This is a genomic window from Halorhodospira sp. 9621, assembly GCF_022228055.1.
GTDB classification, from domain to species: Bacteria; Pseudomonadota; Gammaproteobacteria; order Nitrococcales; family Halorhodospiraceae; genus Halorhodospira; species Halorhodospira halophila_A.
Window position 1 is genome coordinate 148,252 of record NZ_JAJNRD010000002.1, and the last position, 22,087, is coordinate 170,338.

A 22,087-nucleotide genomic window follows, 5' to 3' on the forward strand; every position below is an offset into this window, starting at 1 on the left:
AGTCGAATCAGTCCGCGATGCGCCGCACGGCCTCTTCGGCCTGGCGGCGGGCCCGCGCGTCGATCCCACGGGCCGAATCCAGATCCTGGGGGGGCGGTGGGGTTTCCGCCGCCAGGGCCTCCTCGATCACTGGCGCGATGCGGTCGAAACGGAGACGCCCGTCGAGGAAGGCATCCACCGCAATCTCGTTGGCCGCATTGAGCACGGCACAGGCACCGCCGCCGGTACGCAGCGCCTGATAGGCCAGGCGCAGGCACGGGAAACGGCGCTCGTCCACAGCCTCGAAGTCGAGACGACCCGCCGCAGCCAGGTCGACCAGATCGACGCCGGAGGCGATCCGCTCGGGATAGCCCATGGCGTAAGAGATCGGCACCCGCATGTCCGGCGACCCGACCTGCGCCAGGTAGGAACCGTCACGGTAGCCCACCAGCGCATGCACCAGGCTCTGTCGATGAATGACCACATCGACGCACCGAGGTTCCAGGTCGAAGAGGTGGCAGGCCTCGATGACCTCCAGGCCCTTGTTCATCATCGTGGCCGAATCCACGGAGATCTTGCGACCCATGGACCAGTTCGGGTGCGCCACAGCCTCCTCCGGCGTGACCGCAGCCAGGGTGTCGGGATCGCGATCGCGGAACGGGCCGCCGGAGGCGGTGAGCATGATGCGCTCGACCCCCGCCGTGGCATCTGCACCGGCCGGCAGTCCCTGGAAGACCGCGTTGTGCTCGCTATCCACGGGCACGATCCGGGCTCCGAACCGCTTCGCCGTCGCCATGAACAGCTCCCCGGCGACGACCAGTGTCTCCTTGTTGGCCAGCAGGATCCGCTTGCCGGCGCGGCAGGCCGCCAGCGAAGAGGCCAGACCCGCGGCGCCGACCACCGCCGTCACCACGGCGTCCACGTCGCTATCCGCCGCCAGGGCCGCCACACCCTCCTCGCCGGCATCGACCTCGATGTGCTGCAGCCCCTCGTCCCGGAGGCGATGGCGCAGTTCGTCCGCCGCCGCCGCATCGGCAAGGGCCGCGCGTGCTGGACGGTGCTCGCGGCAGATCCGCAGCAACCCCTCCCAGTCCCGGCCGGCGGCCACCGCGTGGACGCCGAACCGTTCCGGATGCCGGGCCGCGACATCCAGGGTGCTCGTGCCGATGGAGCCGGTGGCCCCGAGTACTGCCAGCTGCATCAGATTCCGCTCTGCCACCACGCTAACCCCGCTGCTAGAACCGGCGCCGCCGCAGTCAGGCTGTCGATGCGATCGAGGATCCCGCCGTGCCCCGGCAGGATGCCGCCGCTGTCTTTCACGCCGCGCTGACGCTTGAGCATGCTCTCGAAAAGATCCCCCACCACCGAGGCAACAACGACCGCCACCGTCAGCAGGGCCAGCGCTCCCAGCCCCGGGGCCTGCGGCTGCAGGGCGAGCACCAGCAGCCCGCCTCCGAGCAGCGCAGCGGCACCCCCACCGAGCGCCCCTTCCCAGCTCTTGCCGGGGCTGATCCGCGGTGCCAGCCGGTGGCGGCCCCACGCCCGACCGGTGAAGTAGGCGCCGGTGTCCGCCGCCCAGACCAGCACCAGCAGGAATGTATGCCAGAACGGCCCCCAGGGCGTGCTGCCGTGGAGGTAGACCAACGCCAACCAGCACGGCCACAGCACCAACCAACCCACCAGGGCAGCCCGCAGGGGCGAAGGCGCCGGGAGGTCACGCCGGCTGTAGAGCAGGAGCCACACCAGGGCCCCGACCCACAGACCGGCCACCGCATAGAGAATACCGCCAGCCGCGACACCGGCTTCCAGAAGCAACCACCCCGGCAGCAGGGTGGCGGCGAACCCGCCCACGATGGCCGCCCTACGCGCCGTGTCCTGAACCCCGATCAACGTGGTCCACTCCCAGGCCGCAAGGGCCGCCGTGGCCCCCAGCAGCACGGCGAGCACCCCGGTGGGGAGCAGCCAGATGGCGGCGAGTAATAGGGGGCCCAACGCCAGTGCCGTCAGCACCCGTGCCTTAAGCATGGCGCACCGACTTCAGCGGACGGGAGGATACGGCGCCAAAGCGGCGATCCCGCCCGGCATAGTCCTCGATGGCGCGGGCTAGCTCCTCGGTGCCGAACTCCGGCCAAAGCGTCTCGGCGAAGTGGAGCTCGGTATAGGCCATCTGCCAGAGCAGGAAGTTGGAGATGCGTCGCTCGCCCCCGGTGCGGATGAACAGATCGGGATCGGCCACATCCGGAAGGGACAGCGCGCCGCGGAAGGCCTCCTCGTCGATGGCCTGCGGATCGACCTCTCCGCGGGCCGCCGACGCCGCCAGGTGGCGGGCCGCCTCGGCGATCTCCCAGCGTCCGCCGTAGCTGGTGGCCACGATCAGATTCAGCCCGGTATTCCCGGCCGTCAGCGTCTCGGCATCGACGAGCCGCCGCTGCAGGGCCTTATTGAATTGCGCCCGATCGCCTATGAAGCTCAGGCGCACCCCGTTCTCGTGGAGCCGCTGCAGCTCCTCATCGAGCGTGGTCCGGAACAGCTCCATCAGCACGCGGACCTCGCCGCGCGGACGACGCCAGTTCTCGCTGCTGAAGGCGAAGAGCGTCAGTGCCTCGAGTTCCAGGCGCCCGCACGCCTCGACCACCTCACGCACCGAGCGCACGCCAGCGCGGTGGCCGGCGTAGCGCGGCTGCCCACGCCGCTGCGCCCACCGCCCATTGCCATCCATGACGATGGCGATGTGGCGCGGTAACTCGACACCGGCTAATCGCTCGGCGATCTGCGCTGGCCCATTCGTCTCCGCCATACGACCTGCTCAGACCTCCATGAGCTCGCGTTCCTTCTCCTCGAGCAGGTCGTCGACTTGCGCCACGTACCGATCGGTGAGCTTCTGAATGGCCTCTTGGGCGCTGCGCTCCTCGTCCTCGGTGATGTCTTTGCCCTTGGCCAGGTCCTTGAGGTCCGAGTTGGCATCCCGGCGGACGTTGCGGATGGCGACGCGGGCCTGCTCGGCCTCGTTCTTGACCAGGCGGACCATCTCCTTGCGGCGGTCCTCGGTCAGTGAGGGCAGCGGCACCCGGATGACCTGCCCGGCCGTAACCGGACTCAGCCCCAGGTTCGAGGCCATGATCGCCTTCTCGATGGCGGGCACCATGTGCTTTTCGAAGGGCGTAACGGCGAGCGTGCGCGAATCCTCCACGCTGATGTTGGCCGCCTGCTTGATGGGCACCTCCATGCCGTAATACTCGACATTCACCTGATCAAGCAGACTTGTATGGGCGCGCCCGGTGCGCAGCCGAGCCAGGTCGTGCTTGAGGCTCTCGACAGCTTTGGCCATCCGGCGGTCGGCGTCTTCCTGGATATCTTCGATCACGATGATTCCTCCTGGGCGCTGGGCAGGCCCGGGTCGACCACGGTGCCCACCGGCTCGCCACGGGCCGCGGCGACCATGGTACCCGGGCTGGTGATGTCAAAGACCATGATGCGCATCGCTTGATCGCGGCACAGGACGATGGCGGTCGCGTCCATGACCTCCAGGCGCTTGCTCAGCACTTCATCGTAGGTGAGCTGCTGATAGCGTTTCGCCTCGGGGTCGCGGACCGGGTCGGAGCTGTAAACCCCGTCGACCTTGGTTCCCTTGAGCAGCAATTCGGCTCCGACCTCCACGGCGCGCAGACTGGCGGCGGAGTCGGTGGTGAAGAAGGGGTTGCCGGTACCGGCCGCGAAGATCACCACCCGGCCTTTCTCCAGGTGACGCACCGCCCGGCGGCGGATGTAATCCTCGCAGACCTGATTGATCTTGATGGCCGACATGACGCGGCAGAACACGTTCCGCCGCTCCAGAGCGTCCTGGATGGCCAGGGCGTTCATCACGGTGGCCAGCATACCCATGTGATCGGCGGTGACGCGGTCCATGCCCGATGCGGCCAAACCGGCCCCGCGGAAGATGTTGCCACCCCCGATGACCACCGCCACCTGGACCCCCATGGCGTTGATCTCGGCGAGCTCGTCGGCGATGCGATTGAGCGTGTTGGCGGCGATCCCGTATTGTCCGTCACCCAGCAGCGCCTCGCCGCTGAGCTTGAGCAGTATCCGGCGATAGTGCGGCACCGTCATGACTCCGGCCTTTCGGTGAGCGGGCGCGGTGCCCGGGCACCCCGGGCACCGCCGTTGCTGATAGCGCCGCCCGGGCTCAGGAGTCGCGGACCTGGGCCATCACCTCGTCAGCGAAGCTCTCGTCCTTTTTCTCCTTGCCCTCGCCGACCTCGTAGCGCGCGAAGCGGGTCACTTCCGCGCCCTTGGCCTTGAGCAGGTCCCCGACGGTCTGATCCGGGTCCTTGACGAAGGGCTGACCGAGCAGCGTGATCTCGCTCAGATGCTTATTGAGCCGGCCCTCGACCATCTTTTCGACGATCTCTTCCGGCTTGCCACTCTCGCGAGCCTGCGCCAGCAGTACCTCTTTCTCGGAGGCCAGCTGATCCGACGGCACATCGTCGGGGCTGACGCAAACCGGCGAGGAGGCCGCGATGTGCATGGCCAGGTCGCGGCCGAGCTGCTCGTCGCCCCCGGTGTACTCGACCATCACGCCGATCCGCGCGCCGTGCAGGTACTGAGCCACCTGATGGTCCCCAGCGTAGCGGATTAAACGGCGGACCTCGATGTTCTCGCCGAGCTGCGCGACCATCTCCTGGCGCAGGGTCTCCACCGACTTGCCGTCGACCTCGCTGGCCAGCAGGGCGTCCAGGTCCTCGGCGCCGGAGTCCAGAGCCCGTTGCGCCACGGACTCGGCGAAGGCGCGGAACTCGTCGCCGTTGCCGACGAAGTCGGTCTCGGAGTTGACCTCGACGAGCACGCCGGCCTTGCCGTCATCGGAGCGGGCCGCCACGATGCGGCCTTCGGCCGCGACTCGATCGGCCTTCTTGTCGGCCTTGGCCAGGCCCTTCTTGCGCATCAGCTCTGCGGCGGCCTCCAGGTCGCCGTCGGCCTCCACCAGGGCCTTCTTGCACTCCATCATGCCGGAGCCGGTGCGCTCACGAAGCTGCTTGACCAGATTTGCGGATACGGACATCTCTGTTTGCCCCCCTCAGGATGCGGTGTCGTTGATCTCGACGAAGTCGTCCTTGCCCGAGGCCGCGGCATGACTGGTTGCCTGCTTGGCCTCGAGGACGGCATCGGCGATACCGCTGACGTAGAGCTCGATGGCACGGATGGCATCGTCGTTGCCGGGGATGACGTAGTCGACCTCGCGGGGCGAGCAGTTGGTGTCCACTACGCCGATGACCGGGATGCCGAGCTTCTTCGCCTCGGAGATGGCGATGTGCTCATAGCCCACGTCGACGACGAACATGGCGTCGGGAAGGCGCTCCATGTTCTTGATGCCCGAAAGACTGCGATCAAGTTTCTCGCGCTCGCGACTCAGCGCCAGCGCCTCGCGCTTGGTCACCTTGTCGAAGGTGCCGTCCTCCGCCTGGGTCTCCAGGTCCTTGAGGCGGGCGATGGAGTGCTTGACGGTGCGGAAATTGGTCATCATGCCGCCGAGCCAGCGGTGATCGACGTAGGGCATCCCGCAGCGGGCCGCATGCTCGCGGACCAGCTCCCGCGCCGGCCGCTTGGTCCCGACGAAGAGGATCTTGCCACCGTTGCTGGCCAGGCGCCCGGCGAAGTTCAGGGCGTCCTTGTAGAGGGGCAGCGTCTTCTCGAGGTTGATGATATGGATCTTGTTGCGCTCACCGAAGATGAAGGGGCGCATTTTCGGATCCCAGAAGCGGGTCTGGTGCCCGAAGTGCACTCCCGCTTCCAGCATCTGACGCATGGAAACGTCGGCCATGTCGGATCTCCTTGGATCGGGTTGAGCCTCCATACGCCCGCAGACGACGACCCGGTCGCGCACGGCCACCGGGCACCCGGTCGAATGTGACGGCGTATGTGTGGATTCAGTGGTTTTCCCAGTTTGCTGGGCGCACCTTTACGCCGCAGCAGCGCGGTTTATACCACTATCGACAGTCGGTTACAAGAATGAACTGCACGGCCTGCCGATGCAGGGCAACACCCTCCACGGCCGGGCGGCGACACACCGCAGGCGAACTCCACATGTTATGATGAGGCGCATGTCTGTACCCATCAAAACCGCTGAAGAGATCGAGGGCATGCGCCGCGCCGGCCGGATGGCCGCGAGCGTGCTGGACATGATCGCCCCCCGGGTCGAGCCCGGGGTGACAACCGAGTACCTCGACGAGCTCTGTCATCGCTACATCACGGAGGAGCTCGGGGCGACGCCGGCGCCGCTGAACTACCGCGGCTTCCCCAAGGCCACCTGCACCTCGGTCAATCACGTCGTCTGCCACGGCATCCCCGGGCCGAAAAAGCTCAAGAAGGGCGATATCCTCAACATCGACGTGACGGTCATCGACCCCGAGGGCTGGCACGGCGACACCAGCCGCATGTTCTACGTCGGCGAGCCGAGCATCCTGGCCCGACGCCTCGTGGAAACCACCCGCGACTGCCTCTGGCGCGGCATCGAGCAGGTCCGGCCCGGCGCCACTCTGGGGGATATCGGCCACGCCGTGCAGTGCCACGCGGAGGAGCACAACTTCTCGGTCGTGCGAGAGTACTGCGGCCACGGCATCGGGCAGAGCTTCCACGAGGAGCCACAGGTGCTTCACTACGGCCAGCCCGGCACCGGCATGCGCCTCGAGCCCGGTATGACCTTCACCATCGAACCGATGATCAACGCCGGAAAACCGGCCACCAAGCTGCTGCGGGACCAGTGGACGGTGGTGACCAAGGACCGCAGCCTCTCGGCCCAGTGGGAGCACACCCTGCTTGTCACCGAGACCGGCTACGAGATCCTCACCCCGGCACCGGACGGCCGCTGAGTCGCCGCCCCATCGACAGGAGCCCCACCATGCCCGCCACGGCCCGCCCCGCCGTCCTGGAGTCCGGTGATCTAGCCCGGGCGCTGGAGGCGGGTGAGCCGCTGCTGCCCACCCTGCGCCAAGCCCTGCGGCAGGCTGATGCAGAGTTCGCCGAGCGATTCCGCGCCGGGACCGGCGCCGAGGAACTGGTTCCGGAACGGGCCGCCCTGGTGGATGAGGTGGTCCGACAATTGTGGCGAGGCAGCCTGGGCGGCGACGATCCAGGCGGCTGCGCGCTCCTGGCGGTGGGCGGCTACGGCCGCGGCGAGCTGCACCCGGGGTCCGACATCGATGTGTTGGTCCTGGTCGCCCCCGGGCGCAGAGAGGCGCTCACCCCTTCGCTCGAATCCCTCATCACCGGGTTATGGGATCTAGGTCTGGACATCGGTCACAGCGTTCGCAGCGTCGAGGAGTGCATCGAGGCCGCCGGCGACGACATCACCATCGCGACTAATCTCATGGAGTCGCGCCTGCTTTGCGGCGACCCGCAGCTTTGTCAGTCGCTGCGCCAGGCCATGTCGGCCGAGCGCATCTGGCCAAGCCCGGCCTTCTTCGAGGCCAAGCTGGCCGAGCAGCAGGCCCGCCACGCCAAATTCCACGACACCGCCTACAACCTGGAACCAAACATCAAATCCAGCCCCGGCGGTCTGCGCGACATCCAGATGGTGGGCTGGGTCGCCAAGCGCCACTTCGGGGCCGAGCACGTGCACGAGCTGGTCGCGGAGGGGTTCCTGACCGAAGCCGAGTACCAGGCCCTCCACGCCGGCCAACGCTTCCTCTGGGACGTGCGCTTCGGTCTGCACCTGATCGCCGGTCGACGCGAGGACCGTCTGCTCTTCGACCACCAGGTCGGTCTGGCCGAGCTGTTCGGCTACGTCGATGACGACCGCACCCTGGCCGTCGAGCAGTTCATGCAGCGCTACTTCCGCACCGCCATGGACATCTCGCGGCTGAACGAGATGCTCCTGCAGCACTTCCAGGAGGCGATCCTCTACGCCGGTTCGGGTACCGAGCCGACCCCGATCAACAAGCGGTTCCAGATCCGCCGCGACTTCCTTGAGGTCACCGACCCCTCGGTATTCCGGCGCTATCCATTCGCCCTGCTGGAGGTCTTCCTGGTGCTGCAGCAGCACCCGGAACTCAAGGGCGTGCGTGCCTCGACCATCCGGCTCATCCGCCAGCACCGGACGCTCATCGACGAGAGTTTCCGGCGCGATCTGCGTTGCCGCAGCCTGTTCATGGAGATCCTCCGCCAGCCCCAGGGCATCACCCACGCCCTGCGCCGGATGCACCGTTACGGCGTGCTCGGGCGCTACATCCCGGCGTTCGGGCGAATCGCCGGGCGCATGCAGTACGACCTGTTCCACGTCTACACCGTCGACTCGCACACCCTCTTCGTGGTGCGCAACCTGCGCCGCATGGCCCTGGCCGAGCACCGTGCCGAGCTGCCCCTGGCCCACGACATCATGCAGCAGCTGCCAAAACCCGAGCTGCTCTTCCTGGCGGGGTTGTTCCACGACATCGCCAAAGGCCGCGGCGGCGATCACTCCGAACTGGGCGCCACCGATGCCTACGACTTCTGCATCCAGCACGGGCTCGGGGCCTACGACGCCCGCCTGGTCGCCTGGCTGGTGCGCCACCACCTGGACATGTCGGTCACCGCGCAGCGCAAGGATCTCTCCGACCCGGCGGTGATCACCGAGTTCGCCCGCGCCATGGGCGACCAGCTCCACCTGGACTACCTCTACCTGCTGACCGTCGCCGACATCCGCGCCACCAACCCGGAACTCTGGAACGCCTGGCGGGCCGCGCTGCTCAACGAGCTCTACGGGCTGACCCGGGCCGCCATCCGCCGCGGACTGGGTAAGCCGCTGGACAAGCACGAGCTGATCCGCGACACCCAGCGCGATGCCCGGCGAATCCTCCGCCAGCGCGGTTACGGACCGGGGCGCATCCGCAAAGTCTGGGGGGAGCTGCCGGAGGACTACTTCCTGCGCCACAGCGCCGAGGAGATCGCCTGGCACACCGAGGCCATTGCCGAGGCGCTGCCGGCCCAGCTCCCGCTGGTGCTGGCCGCCGCGCAGGACGCTGGAGGCGGCACGCGGATCTTCCTCTACGCACCCGACAGCACCGATCTCTTCGCCCGCTGTGTATGGGCCCTGGACCGGCTCGGTCTGAGCATCCAGGATGCCCGCGTGATCACCACCGACGCCGGCTATACCCTGGACAGCTACCGGGTGCTGGAACAACACGGCGAGCCACCGCGGGAGGAACAACGTATCGAGGAGGTGCGCCGCGTGCTGGCCGCCGCCGCCGCTGAGCAGGGCCCGCCCCCGGCCCCGGTGGCGCGGCACATCCCGCGACAGCTCCAGCACTTTCGCACCGAGACGCAGATCCGCTTTACGGACGACCCGGACAACACCCGCACCGTCGTGGAGCTGATCACCGCCGACCGGCCCGGACTGCTGGCACGGGTAGGCAGGGCGTTCTCGCAGTGCGGCGTGCGGGTCAAGAACGCCAAGATCGCCACTATGGGAGAGAGGGCCGAGGACGTGTTCTTCATCACCGATGACCAGGGCAAGCCTTTGCGCCGGCCGGCGCAGTACCGCTGTGTGCGTCAGGCCCTGCAAGGACTCCTCGACGCGGAGGATCTATGAATCGCGGTCTCTCCGAGCTGCAGCCCTACCCCTTCGAGCGCATGGAGCGGCTTCTGGCCGGGCACCGCGCACCGGCTGCAGCGCCCATCCGGCTGGGTATCGGCGAGCCCCAGGATCCGCCCCCCGAGCTGCTCACCCGGGTGCTCCGCGATAACCTGGATCAGGTAGCTCGCTACCCGGCCACCCGGGGCCTCGAGTCGCTGCGCGAGGCGATCGCCGCTTGGCTGTGCCGGCGTTTCGACCTGCCCGGGACGGCCGTGGACCCGGCGTACCACGTGCTACCCGTCGCCGGGACCCGCGAGGCACTGTTTGCCATCGCCCAGACTGTCATCGGCCGCGGCCGGCCGTACGTGGCCATGCCCAACCCGTTCTATCAGATCTACGAGGGTGCAGCGCTGCTCAGCGGCGCGCGCCCGCTCTACCTGCCCATCGACCCGGGCAGCGGGCTGCCGGATCTCGACGCCATCGAGCCGCGGACCTGGCAGCGGGTCCAGCTGCTCTACCTCAACAGCCCGGCCAACCCGACCGGCGCCGTGGCCGGCACCGACTACCACCGCCGTGTGCTGGAACTCAGTGACCGGTACGGCTTCATCGTGGCCGCCGATGAGTGCTACAGCGAGATCTACGCCGACGAGGACGATCCCCCGCCCGGACTGCTGCAGGTCTGCCAGGCCGAGGGGCGCACCGACTTCCACCGTTGCCTGGTCTTCCACAGCCTGTCCAAGCGCTCCAACGCCCCCGGCCTGCGCTCCGGGTTCGTTGCCGGCGACCCGGGCCTGATCCACGCCTTCCTGCGCTACCGCACCTATCAGGGCTGCGCCCTGCCCCTGCACGTGCAGGCCGCGAGCACCGCAGCCTGGGGCGACGAGAGCCACGTCATCGACAACCGGGCGCGCTATCGCGAGCGCTACCGGGAGGTGTGTACCATTCTCGCCGACGCCCTCGAGGACGTTTCCCCGCCGCCGGCGACCTTCTATCTCTGGCCGCGCACACCGGTGGACGACCAGGAGTTCACCCGGCGGCTTTGGGAGGAAGAGCACGTCACGGTTCTACCGGGCAGCTTCCTCTCCCGCACCGGCCCTGACGGGGTTGCTCCGGGGGCGGGACGCATCCGCATGGCGCTGGTTCCCGACCTGGCCACCTGCATCGAGGCGGCGGAGCGGATCCGGCGGTTTGTCCAGAGAAATTTCCAATAGGGAGCCCAGCATGGCTGCAGACATCCAGAAGGTGATCGAAGAGGCGTTCGAACAACGCACCCGCCTCAACCCGAATGACACCCCCGCCGAGATCCGCGAGGCGGTCGATGAGGCCCTGCGCCGTCTGGATAGCGGCCAGGCACGGGTGGCCGAACCGGGCAACGGGGGCTGGCAGGTCAACGAGTGGCTGAAGAAAGCCGTCCTGCTCTCCTTCCGGCTCAACGACAACCGCCTGATGCGCGGCGGCGTGACCAACTTCTTCGACAAGGTGCCGATGAAGTTCGCCGACTGGGGCGAGGACGCCCTGCGCGAGTCCGGCGTGCGCGTGGTGCCGCCGGCGGCAGCGCGGCGCGGCAGCTACATCGCCCCCGGGGTGGTGCTGATGCCTTCCTACGTGAACATCGGCGCCTATGTGGACGAGGGCACCATGGTCGACACCTGGGCCACGGTGGGCTCCTGCGCCCAGATCGGCAAAAACGTCCACCTTTCGGGGGGGGTGGGCATCGGCGGCGTACTCGAGCCGCTGCAGGCCAACCCGACCATCATCGAGGACGAGTGCTTCATCGGCGCCCGCTCGGAGATCGTCGAGGGGGTGATCGTCGGCCGCGGCGCGGTGATCTCCATGGGCGTCTACATCGGCCAGAGCACCAAGATCTACGACCGCAACACCGGTGAGGTCCACTTCGGGCACGTTCCAGAGGGTGCCGTGGTCGTCCCGGGAAACCTCCCCGCCGCCGATGGCAGCCACAGTCTTTACTGTGCCGTGATCATCAAATACGCGGACGAGAAGACCCGCGCCAAGGTCGGCATCAACGAGCTGCTGCGCCCATGAGCGCAACCCTCGAGCTGGCCCGGGAGCTGATCCAGCGACCGTCGGTGACCCCCGAGGATGCCGGCTGCCAGACCCTCATCGCCGAACGCCTGGCCGCGGCCGGCTTCGGCGCCGAGTGGTTGAGCACCGGCGGGGTGACCAACCTGTGGGCGCAGCGCGGTACCGGGCGGCCGCTGTTCTGCTTCCTCGGCCATACCGATGTCGTCCCCAGTGGCCCGGAGTCAGCGTGGCAGCACCCACCTTTCCAGCCCATCGTCGAGGATGGCTGTCTCTACGGCCGCGGTGCGGCGGACATGAAGGGCAGCGTCGCCGCCTTCACCGCTGCCGTGGAGCGCTTCGTCGCCCACCATCCCAAGCACGCCGGCGCCATCGCGGTCCTGCTGACCAGCGACGAGGAGGGTCCTGCGGTGGATGGCACGCGCCACGTGGTGGAGACCCTGGCCGAGCGGGGCAGCGCCATCGACTACTGCCTCGTCGGCGAGCCCAGCAGCCAGGCGCAGTTGGGGGACGAATTCAAGGTCGGCCGCCGGGGGTCGCTGACCGGCCACCTCACCGTCCACGGCGAGCAGGGTCACGTCGCCTACCCGCACCAGGCGGACAACCCCATCCACGGTTTCGCACCGGCGCTGCAGGAGCTCGTGGCCACCGAGTGGGATCAGGGTGACGACGACTTCCCGCCGACCAGCTTCCAGATCTCCAACATCCAGGCGGGCACCGGGGCGGACAACGTCATCCCCGGCGCCATGGAGGTCGTCTTCAACCTGCGCTACGCCCCGACGGTCTCCGCCGAGGATCTGCAGCAACGGATCGAGGCGATCCTCCACCACAACGGCGTCCACTACACGATATCCTGGCGGCACTCGGGCGGCCCCTTCGCCACCCGAGGCGGGGCGCTCATCGAGGCCGTCGAGCAGGCGGTCACTGCGCACACCGGGCGCTGTCCACGGCGATCGACCTCCGGGGGCACCTCCGATGGCCGCTTCATGGGCCCGACCGGCGCGCAGGTGGTGGAACTCGGCCCGCTGAACGCCACCATTCACAAGGCGAATGAGCACGTCGCGGTCGCCGACCTCGAAGCGCTGGAGGCGATCTACTTCGACATCCTGCAGCGCCTGCTGGACTGCGCGGCAGGCTGAGCCCCGGGCGGCGAGGGGCCCGGGGGCGATTTGATGCCTTCGGGCAACAGGATTAGATTGGAAGGCTGACCGGATCAGCGGTACGCGAGTGGCCCATGGAACCGAGCCCGCCGACGCACCCGCAGGACGGCGCGAGGCGTCACTACCGGCGCCCCGCCGAGCGGCCGTTCACCCGCGAGGAACGGGACCGGGTCACCCTGCTCTTCGGCAGTCTCAGCGTCGCTCATGATCGGCTGCTCACCGCCGCCGTGCGGGGTCTGGGTTACCATGCCGAGGCGATCCCCACGCCGGAGCGCGGCGATCTGCAGACCGGCCGGGAGCTTTGCAACAACGGCCAGTGCAATCCGGTCTACTTCGTCGCCGGCGCCCTGATCAACCACCTCGAACGGCGCCGAGCCGAGCGCAACCTCGCGCGGGACGAAGTTACGGACCGGTACGTCTTCGTCACGCCGGGCTCGTGCGGGCCCTGCCGTTTCGGGATGTACGAGGCGCAGTACCGGCAGGCCCTGGCCAAGGCCGGCTATCCGGGGTTCCGGGTGATCGCCTTCGACAAGAAGGGCGGCGGCGATGGCCACCCGGACGAGGGCTACGGAGACGGACTCTCCGTGGACCTTGGTCTCTACATCGCCGTGCTCGACGCCCTGTTCATGGCCGACGTGCTCAATGCCGTCTTCTACCGGGCGCGCCCCTACGCTACCGATAGCTCCGCGGCCGAACGGACCTTCGAGGCCTGCCTGAGCGAGTGCGAGCGGGCGCTCGGCCAGGGACGGCCGCATCCCCGGGTGACGGCCACGGCCCGGCTGCTGGCCGCCGTGACCCCCCTGTCCAGTGCCGAGGATGCCGCCCGCCTGCTCACCCGCCTGCGGGATTCGACCTGCACCGCCGCCCTGTCCCGCTGTCGCAGGATCATCGAAGCGGGTTTCGAGGTGGACTACCTGCGCCCGCGTCCCTTGGTGAAGGTCACCGGCGAGTTCTGGGCGCAGACCACCGAGGGGGACGGCAACTTCCGCATGTTCGAGTTTCTCGAGGGGGAAGGCGCCGAGATCCAGGTGGAACCGGTCGCCGGATGGGTCGACTACATGCGCCACGGGCTCCACGGCCAGCTCGATGAGGCCCGGGCGGCCGAGGCGGCGGCTCACGTCCGGACGGGCCGCGCCCTACTGCGGGCCACCACCACACGGTTGCGCCACTGGCTGATCGAGCAGATCGGCCGGCTCCTCCATCGCGAGTACGACCGCATGCGCGCCGCCCTCGGTAACTGTGCAGCCCCGCTGGCCGACCAGCGCACCCTGGAGCGTCTCGGCCGCCCCTACTACCACCCGCGCATCACCGGTGGCGAGGGACACCTTGAGGTGGCCAAGACGCTCTACTACCACCGCAACCGTCTGGCGCACATGACCCTCTCGCTCAAGCCCTTCGGCTGCATGCCCTCGACCCAGTCCGACGGGGCCCAGGCAGCCGTGCAGGCCGACTATCCGGATATCCGCTTCCTGCCCATTGAGACCTCCGGCGAGGGCGAGATCAACGCCTACTCGCGGGCACAGATGGCGCTGGGCGAGGCGCGCGAGTCCGCCCGCAACGAGTTCCAAGACGCCCTGACCGCCCGCGGCACCGACCTGGACACGCTGCGCGCCTACATCGCCGAACGCCCGCAGCTGCGCAGCCCGCTCTACCCGATCCCCCATACCGGCGGGGCGATCTGCCGGGCGGCACGGTTCGTCCATCACCTGGCCGATCGCATGGCCAGCCACCCGGACTCGCCCCGCCACGCCGCCACCGAGCACCAGCCCGGGGAGCCCCGTCATGCCCAGCCCCGCTGATCACGCCCCGATCCTGGTCGGCCTGGACGTCGGTTCCACCACGGTCAAGGCCGTAGTCATCGACGGTGCCGACGATACACTGCTCTGGCACGACTATCGCCGCCACGAAACGCGCCAGCTGGAGACCGTGCGTGACTTCCTCGCCCGGATCGAGGCAGCCATCCCAGCGGCGCGTCGCGAAGACCTGCGGCTGTTCACCACCGGCTCGGGGGGCGGCAGCGTCGCCCGGGCCCTGGGGGCGCGGTTCGTGCAGGAGGTCCACGCCGTGTCGCTGGCCGTCGAGTCGCGTTTCCCCGACGTCGGCAGCGTGGTCGAGCTCGGTGGCCAGGACGCCAAGATCATCGTCTTCAAGTCGCTGGAAGACGGCAGCAAGCGCAAGATCCCGGCCATGAACGACAAGTGCGCCGGGGGCACCGGCGCCGTGATCGACAAGATCGCCGCCAAGCTGGCCATCGCGCCGGAGCGGCTCGGCGACATGGGCTATGTCGGCCACACCGTCCACCCGGTGGCCGGGAAGTGCGGGGTCTTCGCCGAGACCGATATCAACTCCCTACAGAAGCAGGGGGTCGCCGCCGAGGAACTGATGGCCTCACTGTTTGAGGCCATCGTGCAGCAGAACCTCTCCGTCCTGACCCGGGGCCACACCCTCCACCCCCGGGTGCTGCTGCTCGGCGGGCCGAACACCTACATCCGCGGCCTTCAGGAGTGCTGGCGAAGCCACATCCAGGCCCTCTGGGAGGAGCGAGGCGTCGACTGGAACGCGCCGCTGGAGGCAGCCGTCCACGTCCCCGAGCAGGCCCAGTACTTCGCCGCGCTCGGCGCGGTCGCGTTCGGGCGCAGCGAGCTGGCCGATGACCCGGACGCCGGGCGCTACCCGGGGCCGGGCGTGCTGGACGATTGGCTGACGGAGCAGCGCACCGGCGGGCGGCGCCCGGGCGGCGCACCGCCCCTGGTCCAGGATTCCGCCGAGCTGGAAACGTTTCTGCGCGAGTTCCAGCCGCAACCCTGGCAGCCGGCCCGCTTCTCCCCCGGCGAAAGGGTGACCGGCTATGTGGGGATCGACGCCGGGTCCACCTCCACCAAGGGCGTCCTGCTGGATCCGGACGGCGAGGTCCTCGCCAAGGCCTATCGACTCTCCGGAGGCAACCCCATCGAGGACGCCGTTGCCCTGCTCGCCGAACTGGAGACCGCCGTCCTGCGCCAAGGGGCGGAACTGGAAGTCCCCGGTGTGGGCACCACCGGATACGCCAAGGATATCCTGCGCGACGTGCTGCATGCGGATACCGCGGTCGTCGAGACGGTGGCCCACGCCCACGCCTGCGAAAAAGAGCACCCCGGGACCGACTGCATCGTCGATGTCGGCGGCCAGGACATCAAGCTGATGTTCCTGCGCGACGGCCGGGTCCGCGACTTCCGTCTCAACACCCAATGCTCGGCGGGCAATGGCTACTTCCTGCAGGCAACCGCGCGCGCCTTTGGCATCGAGCTCGAGGACTACGCCGAGACCGCGCTCAGCGCGGAGGCGATGCCCGTGTTCAACCACGGCTGTGCGGTCTTCCTGCAGTCGGACATCGTCGACTTCCAGCGCAAGGGCTGGCAGCGCCACGAGATCCTCGCCGGCCTGGCGGCGGTCCTGCCGAAGAACATCTGGCTCTATGTGGCGCAGCAGCCCAACCCGGCGGATCTGGGACGGCGTTTCGTCTTACAAGGGGGAACGCAGCACAACCTCGCCGCCGTGAAGGCACAGGTGGACTACCTGCGCGAGCGCTTCCGGCAGGTGGGGGCGGAGTGTGACATCCGCGTGCACCGCCACTGCGGTGAATCCGGGGCGATCGGCGCGGGGCTCGAGGCCCGCCGACTGCACCGCAGCGAGCACCGCCGCTCGACGTTCATCGGCTTCGAACGCGCGCGCCGCCTCCAGCACCACACCATCCGCGACGAGCGCACACGGTGTCGTTTCTGCCGCAACCTCTGCCTGCGGACCTTCATCGACGTGGCCACCGGCGACGTCACCGAGCCGGCAACCGGGGCCGATACGCCACCCCGGACCTCGGTCCCCCTGGCCCCCGGTTTCCGGCGCGTAATCATCGCCTCCTGCGAGCAGGGCGAGGTCGAGGACAAAGACACCATGCAGCGCATCAAGGCGGCGCTCGATCGCGACGCCGAGCGCAATCCGAATCACCTGGACCGCGCCGCCCGCGAGGTCTTCCGCACCCCGCAGGTCGAAGGGGTCGCCGACCCGCTGCCACAGACCCGCCTGCCCGGCCCGCTGGGCCGCCCTGCGGCCCGCCGCCGGGCGGCGATGGCCTATCGCCGTCAGGTGCGCATCGGTATCCCCCGGGTCCTGAACCTCTACAGCTGCGCGCCCTTCTTCCTCGGCTATTTCACAGCGCTCGGCGTCCCCGAACGGGCGCTGGTCTTCTCCGACTACACCGATCCGGAACTCTACCGTCGCGGCGCCAACCGCGGCAGCATCGACCCGTGCTTCCCGAGCAAGCTCGGCATCCCGCACGTCCATAACCTGCTTACCCGCAAACACCGCCGGCGCCCGCTCACCCACATCTTCTTCCCGATGATCAAGAGTCTGCCCGGCGCTCTGGACGGCGCACTCGCCGCCCAGGCGTGCCCGACGGTGCCGGGCACCGCCGAAGCCACCCACGCCGCCTTCCGCCGCGAGGGGGACGTGTTCGCCGAGCACGGGATCCGCTTCCGCAAGACCCTGGTCAACCTGGACGACGCGGCGCTGTGTGCCGAACAGATGCGCGCCGACTGGGGAGAGGAACTCGGCATCAGCGCCAGGGAGTCAAGGCGCGCCGCGGAACAGGGCCTGGCAGCCCTGCACGCCTTCCACGAGCGGATGGAGGCCGAACAGCGGCAGACGCTGCAGCGGCTGGAGCAGGAAGGACGGGTGGGTATCGGGGTCCTCGGCCGGCCCTACCACAACGATCCGGGCATCAACCACGGCATCCTCGATGATCTGCAGCGCAAGGGCTACCCGATCCTGTGGCAGGACGCCCTGCCCCGCGATCCGGCCACGCTCGAGCAGCTCTTCGGCGCCGAGGTGCGCGCCGGCGCCATGCGCTCGGCGCTGGCCATCGACGACGTCTGGAAGCACGACTTCTCAGAGCACAGCTCCCGCAAGCTCTGGGCGGCGAAGTTCATCGCCCGCCACCCCAACTTGGTGGCCGTGGAGCTGTCGAACTTCAAGTGCGGCCACGACGCCCCGATCTACTCGGTGATCGAGGCGATCATCGAGCAATCCGGAACACCCTACTTCTGCTTCAAGGACCTAGACGAGAACCGCCCCGGCGGATCGATCCAGATCCGCACCGAGACCATCGACTACTTCCTGCGCCGATACCAGGCCGAGCTACCCGCCAAGCGCTCGGCTGCCTGAGCACGGAGCGGCCGAGCGGCCGCCCCGTGCTCAGGCCTTCACACGCCGATCAGATCGCGCATGTCGTAGAGCCCCGGCGGTTGTTCCACCAGCCACGTGGCGGCCCGCAGGGCGCCGGCGGCAAAGGTGGTGCGGCTCGAGGCCTTGTGGGTGAGCTCGACCCGTTCACCGTCCCCGCCGAAGAGCACGGTATGCTCACCGACGATGTCGCCGGCACGGATCGTCTCGAAGCCGATGGCCCGCCGGTCGCGCTCCCCGGTGTAGCCCTCGCGGCCGTAGACGGCGCATTGCCCCAAGTCACGTCCCAAGGCATCGGCCGCCGCCTCGCCGAGCCGAAGCGCAGTACCCGAAGGGGCATCCACCTTGTGGCGGTGGTGGGCCTCGATGATCTCGATGTCGCTGTGCTCACCGATGGCGCGGGCGGCCTGCTCGACCAGCGCGGTCAGCAGCGTCACTCCGGTCGAATAGTTGGCCGCGTGCATGACCGCCACTTGCTCCGAGAGCTGCCGCACCGCCTCGCGCTGGGCCTCGCCGAGGCCCGTGGTCCCCAGTACCAGCGGGCGGCCGGCCTGCGCACAGGCAGCAGTCACCGCCTCCGTCGCCTCGGGGAGGCTGAAATCGATCACAGCCTCGGAGGCAGACACGGCGGTCGCAATGTCGTCCCCGACGGTCACGCCCACCGCCCCTTGCCCGGCGAGTTCACCGGCATCCCGACCGACGGCCTCGCCACCGGCCCGGTCGGTGGCGGCGGCCAGATGCACCCCCGGCTGCCGGTGCACCACATCGATCAGCATACGGCCCATGCGGCCGCCGGCCCCGATGATGCCGATGCCCAGGCTCATATCCGCCACTCCTCGATAAAGCGCTTGACCTTGTCGAGCCACGACGAGGTGTGCGGATGGTGCTTGCCTCCGGTGTCCTGCAGGGTCGCCTGAAACTCCTCGAGCAGCTCACGCTGGCGCTTGGTCAGGTTGACCGGCGTCTCGACGTGGATCCGGCAGAGCAGGTCGCCCTGGCGGTTGCCGCGCACCGGCTTGACCCCCTTGCCGCGCAGGCGGAACACCTGGTTGGGCTGGGTCCCCGGCGGGATGCGCAGGTTCACGCGGCCGTCGAGGGTGGGCACCTCAACCTCGCCGCCGAGGGCCGCGGTGACGATGTCCACCGGTACCTGGCAGTGCAGGTCGGCCCCGTCACGCTCGAAGAACTCATGCTCGCGCACGGCGACCTGGACGTACAGGTCACCCGGCGGACCACCGCGCTCGCCCGGTTCGCCCTCGCCGGAGAGGCGGATGCGGTCGCCGGTATCGACGCCGGCGGGGATGCGCACGCTGAGGGTCTTGCGGTCCTCGACCCGACCCCGGCCCCGGCACTTGGGACACGGGTCGGTCACCACAACGCCCTCGCCGCCGCAGCGCGGACAAGTCTGCTGGATGGAAAAGAATCCCTGCTGCACGCGCACGTCGCCGTGGCCCTTACAGGTCGGGCACGTCTGCGGCTTGGAGCCGGCCCGGGAGCCCGAGCCCTTGCACGAGTCGCATTCGACGTGGGTGGGCACCTGGATCTGCTCCTCGGTACCGCGCACCGCGTCCTCGAGGCTCAGCTCGAGTGTGTAGCGCAGGTCGGCACCGCGGAAGGCCCGGCTGCGGCCGCCGCCGCGGCCACCCCCGGAGCCGAAGATATCCCCGAAGACGTCGGAGAAGATATCCGAGAAATCGGGACCGCCCGGTCCGGCGCCACCACCGTAGCCGCGCGGCCCGCCACCGCCGGCGGACGGATCCACCCCGGCGTGGCCGAACTGGTCGTAGGCGGCGCGCTTCTGCGCGTCCGAGAGGACCTCGTAGGCCTCCTTGACCTCCTTGAAGCGCTCGGCCGACTCCTCGTCCCCCGGATTGCGGTCCGGATGGTACTTCTGGGCCATGCGCCGGTAGGCCTTCTTGATCTCGGCGTCAGAGGCGTTCTTGTTGACCCCCAACACCTCGTAGTAGTCACGCTTCGCCATAGGCTGCTCCGCGTTTCAGCACCCGGTAACGACAAAGGCGCAGGAGGGTGTCCCACCCTGCGCCTCCGCTCTGGCGGCGGCCCGCTCGGCAGCGGGCCGCCGGCTGCGGCTCACTTGCGGGAGTTGCCGTCCTCGTCCTTGACCTCTTCGAAGTCGGCGTCGACCACGTCCTCCTTTTGCTCGCCCGACGCGGCCTCGCCGGAGCCCGCACCCGCGGAGGCCTCTTCGCCGCCACCGGACTGCTGGTACGCCTTCTGCGCCAGCTCGCCGGCCTTGGTCGCCAGCTCCTGGGTCTTCTGCTCGATGGCCTCCTTGTCCTCGCCGTCCTTGACCTGCTCGAGCTCACTGATGGCGCTCTCGATCTCCTGCTTCTCGGCATCGCCGACCTGCTCGCCGAGATCCGACAGCGTCTTGCGGGTCGAGTGGATCATGTTCTCGGCCTGATTGCGCGCCTCGACCAGCTCGCGCTGCTTGCGGTCCTCTTCGGCGTGCTCCTCGGCCTCCTTGACCATACGCTCGATCTCGTCCTCGGTCAGCCCGGAGGAGGCCTTGATCTCGATGCCGGTCTCCTTGCCGGTGGCCTTGTCCTTGGCCGAGACGTTGAGGATGCCGTTGGCGTCGATGTCGAAGGCGACCTCGATCTGCGGCACACCGCGCGGCGACGGGGGGATGTCGGTCAGATCGAAACGACCGAGGGACTTGTTGTCCTTGGCCATCTCCCGCTCGCCCTGCAGGACGTGGACGGTCACGGCGGTCTGGTTGTCCTCGGCGGTCGAGAAGGTCTGCGTCCCCTTGGTGGGGATGGTGGTGTTCTTCTCGATGATCTTGGTCATCACGCCACCGAGGGTCTCGATGCCCAGCGACAGCGGCGTGACGTCGAGCAGCAGAACGTCCTTGACGTCACCGCCGAGCACACCGGCCTGGATCGCTGCACCCACGGCCACGGCCTCGTCCGGGTTGACGTCCTTGCGCGGATCCTTGCCGAAGTAATCCTTGACCTTCTCCTGGACCTTCGGCATCCGCGTCTGGCCACCGACCAGGATCACGTCCTGGATGTCGCTGGCCGCCAGGCCTGCGTCCTTGAGCGCGGTCTTGCACGGCTCGATGGTGCGCTCGACCAGGTCCTCGACCAGCGACTCGAGCTTGGCCCGGGTGAGCTTGATGGCCATGTGCTTCGGACCACTCTGATCCGCGGTGATGTAGGGCAGATTGATCTCGGTCTGCTGGCTCGAGGAGAGCTCCACCTTGGCCTTCTCGGCCGCCTCGCGCAGGCGCTGCAGCGCCAGGTGATCCTGGCCGAGGTCAATGCCCTGGTCTTTCTTGAACTCCTGGATCAGGTAGTCGATGATCCGCTTGTCGAAATCCTCGCCCCCCAGGAAGGTATCGCCGGAGGTGGAGAGGACCTCGAACTGCTTCTCGCCGTCGACCTCGGCGATCTCGATGATCGACACGTCGAAGGTGCCGCCGCCCAGGTCGTAGACCGCGACCTTCTTGTCGCCGCCCTCCTTGTCCAGGCCGTAGGCCAGCGCCGCCGCCGTCGGCTCGTTGATGATGCGCTTGACCTCGAGTCCGGCGATCTTGCCGGCATCCTTGGTAGCCTGGCGCTGGGAGTCGTTGAAGTACGCCGGGACGGTGATCACTGCCTCGGTGACTTCCTCACCCAGGTAGTCCTCGGCGGTGCTCTTCATCTTCTGCAGGGTGCGCGCCGAGACCTCCGGCGGCGCCATCTTCTTACCCTGCGCCTCGACCCAGGCGTCGCCATTGTCCGCCTTGACGATCTTGTACGGCATCTCCTTGATGTCGCGCTGGACGACATCCTCGTCGAAGCGCCGGCCGATCAGGCGCTTGACCGCATGGATGGTGTTCTCCGGGTTGGTGACCGACTGCCGCTTGGCCGGGGCGCCGGTGAGCACCTCGCCATCCTCGGCGAAAGCCACCACCGACGGGGTGGTCCGATCGCCCTCCGCGTTCTCGATCACGCGGGTCTTATTGCCCTCCATGACCGCCACGCACGAGTTGGTCGTGCCCAGGTCGATGCCGATGATCTTACCCATAATTCGCTCCTGCTAACCGTTGAATCTGTCCGGGCCTGATTGCCTTCTGCCCCTTAAGTGCGGTGCCCCATCGGCTTTTTCAAGGGCCCGGTTTGAATCGCGCCGAATCGCG

General features: G+C 68.4%; 17 protein-coding genes. 7 read left to right on the top strand and 10 right to left on the bottom strand.

From position 1 onward, the window contains the following. Positions 1–7 precede the first annotated feature (7 nt). The 7 genes from LRF89_RS01960 to rpsB all read right to left on the bottom strand — a co-directional run bounded on the left by LRF89_RS01960 (position 8) and on the right by rpsB (position 5,797). Positions 8–1,180, bottom strand: coding sequence for a 1-deoxy-D-xylulose-5-phosphate reductoisomerase (locus tag LRF89_RS01960; RefSeq protein WP_274522071.1), 1,173 nt, complete (start codon positions 1,178–1,180; stop codon positions 8–10). Then, complete coding sequence (locus LRF89_RS01965) at positions 1,180–2,004, bottom strand: phosphatidate cytidylyltransferase (protein WP_201242638.1); 825 nt, start codon at positions 2,002–2,004, stop codon at positions 1,180–1,182. The genes LRF89_RS01960 and LRF89_RS01965 overlap by 1 nt, the downstream gene beginning before the upstream one ends. Beyond that, entirely contained in the window at positions 1,997–2,776 is a 780-nt protein-coding gene (gene uppS, locus LRF89_RS01970) for a polyprenyl diphosphate synthase (protein ID WP_201242639.1), read from the bottom strand. Before uppS ends, LRF89_RS01965 begins: the two co-directional genes overlap by 8 nt. 9 nt (positions 2,777–2,785) lie before the next feature. Beyond that, the gene (gene frr, locus LRF89_RS01975; RefSeq protein ID WP_201242640.1) at positions 2,786–3,343 is read right to left on the bottom strand and encodes a ribosome recycling factor; all 558 of its coding nucleotides are present in this window, start codon (positions 3,341–3,343) and stop codon (positions 2,786–2,788) included. Further along, positions 3,340–4,086 carry a UMP kinase gene (gene pyrH, locus LRF89_RS01980; protein ID WP_238636508.1) on the bottom strand — a complete coding sequence of 249 codons (747 nt, stop codon included), beginning with the start codon at positions 4,084–4,086 and terminating at the stop codon, positions 3,340–3,342. The genes frr and pyrH overlap by 4 nt, the downstream gene beginning before the upstream one ends. Positions 4,087–4,162: 76 nt before the next feature. Beyond that, positions 4,163–5,038, bottom strand: coding sequence for a translation elongation factor Ts (gene tsf / locus LRF89_RS01985; RefSeq protein ID WP_201242641.1), 876 nt, complete (start codon positions 5,036–5,038; stop codon positions 4,163–4,165). A gap of 15 nt (positions 5,039–5,053) precedes the next feature. Continuing rightward, on the bottom strand, positions 5,054–5,797 hold the full coding sequence (rpsB, locus tag LRF89_RS01990; protein WP_201170597.1) for a 30S ribosomal protein S2: 744 nt from the start codon (positions 5,795–5,797) through the stop codon (positions 5,054–5,056). Between the two features lie 280 nt (positions 5,798–6,077). On the opposite strand from rpsB, the gene map reads away from it, so the two are divergent. The 7 genes from map to LRF89_RS02025 all read left to right on the top strand — a co-directional run bounded on the left by map (position 6,078) and on the right by LRF89_RS02025 (position 17,922). Further along, the gene (gene map / locus LRF89_RS01995) at positions 6,078–6,845 is read left to right on the top strand and encodes a type I methionyl aminopeptidase (RefSeq protein WP_201242642.1); all 768 of its coding nucleotides are present in this window, start codon (positions 6,078–6,080) and stop codon (positions 6,843–6,845) included. 29 nt (positions 6,846–6,874) lie between these two features. Beyond that, positions 6,875–9,541: a [protein-PII] uridylyltransferase gene (gene glnD, locus LRF89_RS02000; protein WP_238636509.1), complete on the top strand. Its 2,667-nt coding sequence runs from the start codon at positions 6,875–6,877 to the stop codon at positions 9,539–9,541. After that, positions 9,538–10,737 (top strand): succinyldiaminopimelate transaminase, encoded by a 1,200-nt coding sequence (dapC, locus tag LRF89_RS02005; protein WP_201170602.1) that lies wholly within the window; start codon positions 9,538–9,540, stop codon positions 10,735–10,737. The genes glnD and dapC overlap by 4 nt, the downstream gene beginning before the upstream one ends. A gap of 10 nt (positions 10,738–10,747) precedes the next feature. Beyond that, positions 10,748–11,569 (top strand): 2,3,4,5-tetrahydropyridine-2,6-dicarboxylate N-succinyltransferase, encoded by an 822-nt coding sequence (gene dapD, locus LRF89_RS02010; protein ID WP_201242644.1) that lies wholly within the window; start codon positions 10,748–10,750, stop codon positions 11,567–11,569. Further along, the gene (gene dapE / locus LRF89_RS02015) at positions 11,566–12,705 is read left to right on the top strand and encodes a succinyl-diaminopimelate desuccinylase (protein ID WP_238636510.1); all 1,140 of its coding nucleotides are present in this window, start codon (positions 11,566–11,568) and stop codon (positions 12,703–12,705) included. The genes dapD and dapE overlap by 4 nt, the downstream gene beginning before the upstream one ends. Before the next feature lie 95 nt (positions 12,706–12,800). Continuing rightward, positions 12,801–14,525: an activator of (R)-2-hydroxyglutaryl-CoA dehydratase gene (locus LRF89_RS02020; protein ID WP_201242646.1), complete on the top strand. Its 1,725-nt coding sequence runs from the start codon at positions 12,801–12,803 to the stop codon at positions 14,523–14,525. Then, on the top strand, positions 14,509–17,922 hold the full coding sequence (locus LRF89_RS02025; RefSeq protein ID WP_238636511.1) for a BadF/BadG/BcrA/BcrD ATPase family protein: 3,414 nt from the start codon (positions 14,509–14,511) through the stop codon (positions 17,920–17,922). Before LRF89_RS02020 ends, LRF89_RS02025 begins: the two co-directional genes overlap by 17 nt. Before the next feature lie 38 nt (positions 17,923–17,960). Here LRF89_RS02025 and dapB read toward each other — a convergent pair whose 3' ends face one another. From dapB to dnaK, 3 genes are all read right to left on the bottom strand, one after another. Beyond that, positions 17,961–18,764: a 4-hydroxy-tetrahydrodipicolinate reductase gene (gene dapB / locus LRF89_RS02030; RefSeq protein ID WP_201170611.1), complete on the bottom strand. Its 804-nt coding sequence runs from the start codon at positions 18,762–18,764 to the stop codon at positions 17,961–17,963. Then, a complete protein-coding gene (dnaJ, locus tag LRF89_RS02035; protein ID WP_201170613.1) occupies positions 18,761–19,921 on the bottom strand; it encodes a molecular chaperone DnaJ in 1,161 nt (386 codons plus the stop codon). Before dnaJ ends, dapB begins: the two co-directional genes overlap by 4 nt. Positions 19,922–20,031: 110 nt before the next feature. Further along, positions 20,032–21,975 carry a molecular chaperone DnaK gene (dnaK, locus tag LRF89_RS02040; protein ID WP_201170615.1) on the bottom strand — a complete coding sequence of 648 codons (1,944 nt, stop codon included), beginning with the start codon at positions 21,973–21,975 and terminating at the stop codon, positions 20,032–20,034. Positions 21,976–22,087 lie beyond the last annotated feature (112 nt).

What these genes read in the sequence shown, in the direction of transcription:
- LRF89_RS01965 (WP_201242638.1), bottom strand. Translation starts at nt 2,004, where the DNA reads ATGCTTAAGGCACGGGTGCTGACGGCACTGGCGTTGGGCCCCCTATTA.
- dnaK (WP_201170615.1), bottom strand. Translation starts at nt 21,975, where the DNA reads ATGGGTAAGATCATCGGCATCGACCTGGGCACGACCAACTCGTGCGTG.
- dapB (WP_201170611.1), bottom strand. Translation starts at nt 18,764, where the DNA reads ATGAGCCTGGGCATCGGCATCATCGGGGCCGGCGGCCGCATGGGCCGT.
- dapC (WP_201170602.1), top strand. Translation starts at nt 9,538, where the DNA reads ATGAATCGCGGTCTCTCCGAGCTGCAGCCCTACCCCTTCGAGCGCATG.
- map (WP_201242642.1), top strand. Translation starts at nt 6,078, where the DNA reads ATGTCTGTACCCATCAAAACCGCTGAAGAGATCGAGGGCATGCGCCGC.
- dnaJ (WP_201170613.1), bottom strand. Translation starts at nt 19,921, where the DNA reads ATGGCGAAGCGTGACTACTACGAGGTGTTGGGGGTCAACAAGAACGCC.
- dapE (WP_238636510.1), top strand. Translation starts at nt 11,566, where the DNA reads ATGAGCGCAACCCTCGAGCTGGCCCGGGAGCTGATCCAGCGACCGTCG.
- rpsB (WP_201170597.1), bottom strand. Translation starts at nt 5,797, where the DNA reads ATGGCCGACGTTTCCATGCGTCAGATGCTGGAAGCGGGAGTGCACTTC.
- LRF89_RS02020 (WP_201242646.1), top strand. Translation starts at nt 12,801, where the DNA reads ATGGAACCGAGCCCGCCGACGCACCCGCAGGACGGCGCGAGGCGTCAC.
- dapD (WP_201242644.1), top strand. Translation starts at nt 10,748, where the DNA reads ATGGCTGCAGACATCCAGAAGGTGATCGAAGAGGCGTTCGAACAACGC.
- tsf (WP_201242641.1), bottom strand. Translation starts at nt 5,038, where the DNA reads ATGTCCGTATCCGCAAATCTGGTCAAGCAGCTTCGTGAGCGCACCGGC.
- pyrH (WP_238636508.1), bottom strand. Translation starts at nt 4,086, where the DNA reads ATGACGGTGCCGCACTATCGCCGGATACTGCTCAAGCTCAGCGGCGAG.
- LRF89_RS01960 (WP_274522071.1), bottom strand. Translation starts at nt 1,180, where the DNA reads ATGCAGCTGGCAGTACTCGGGGCCACCGGCTCCATCGGCACGAGCACC.
- LRF89_RS02025 (WP_238636511.1), top strand. Translation starts at nt 14,509, where the DNA reads ATGCCCAGCCCCGCTGATCACGCCCCGATCCTGGTCGGCCTGGACGTC.
- uppS (WP_201242639.1), bottom strand. Translation starts at nt 2,776, where the DNA reads ATGGCGGAGACGAATGGGCCAGCGCAGATCGCCGAGCGATTAGCCGGT.
- glnD (WP_238636509.1), top strand. Translation starts at nt 6,875, where the DNA reads ATGCCCGCCACGGCCCGCCCCGCCGTCCTGGAGTCCGGTGATCTAGCC.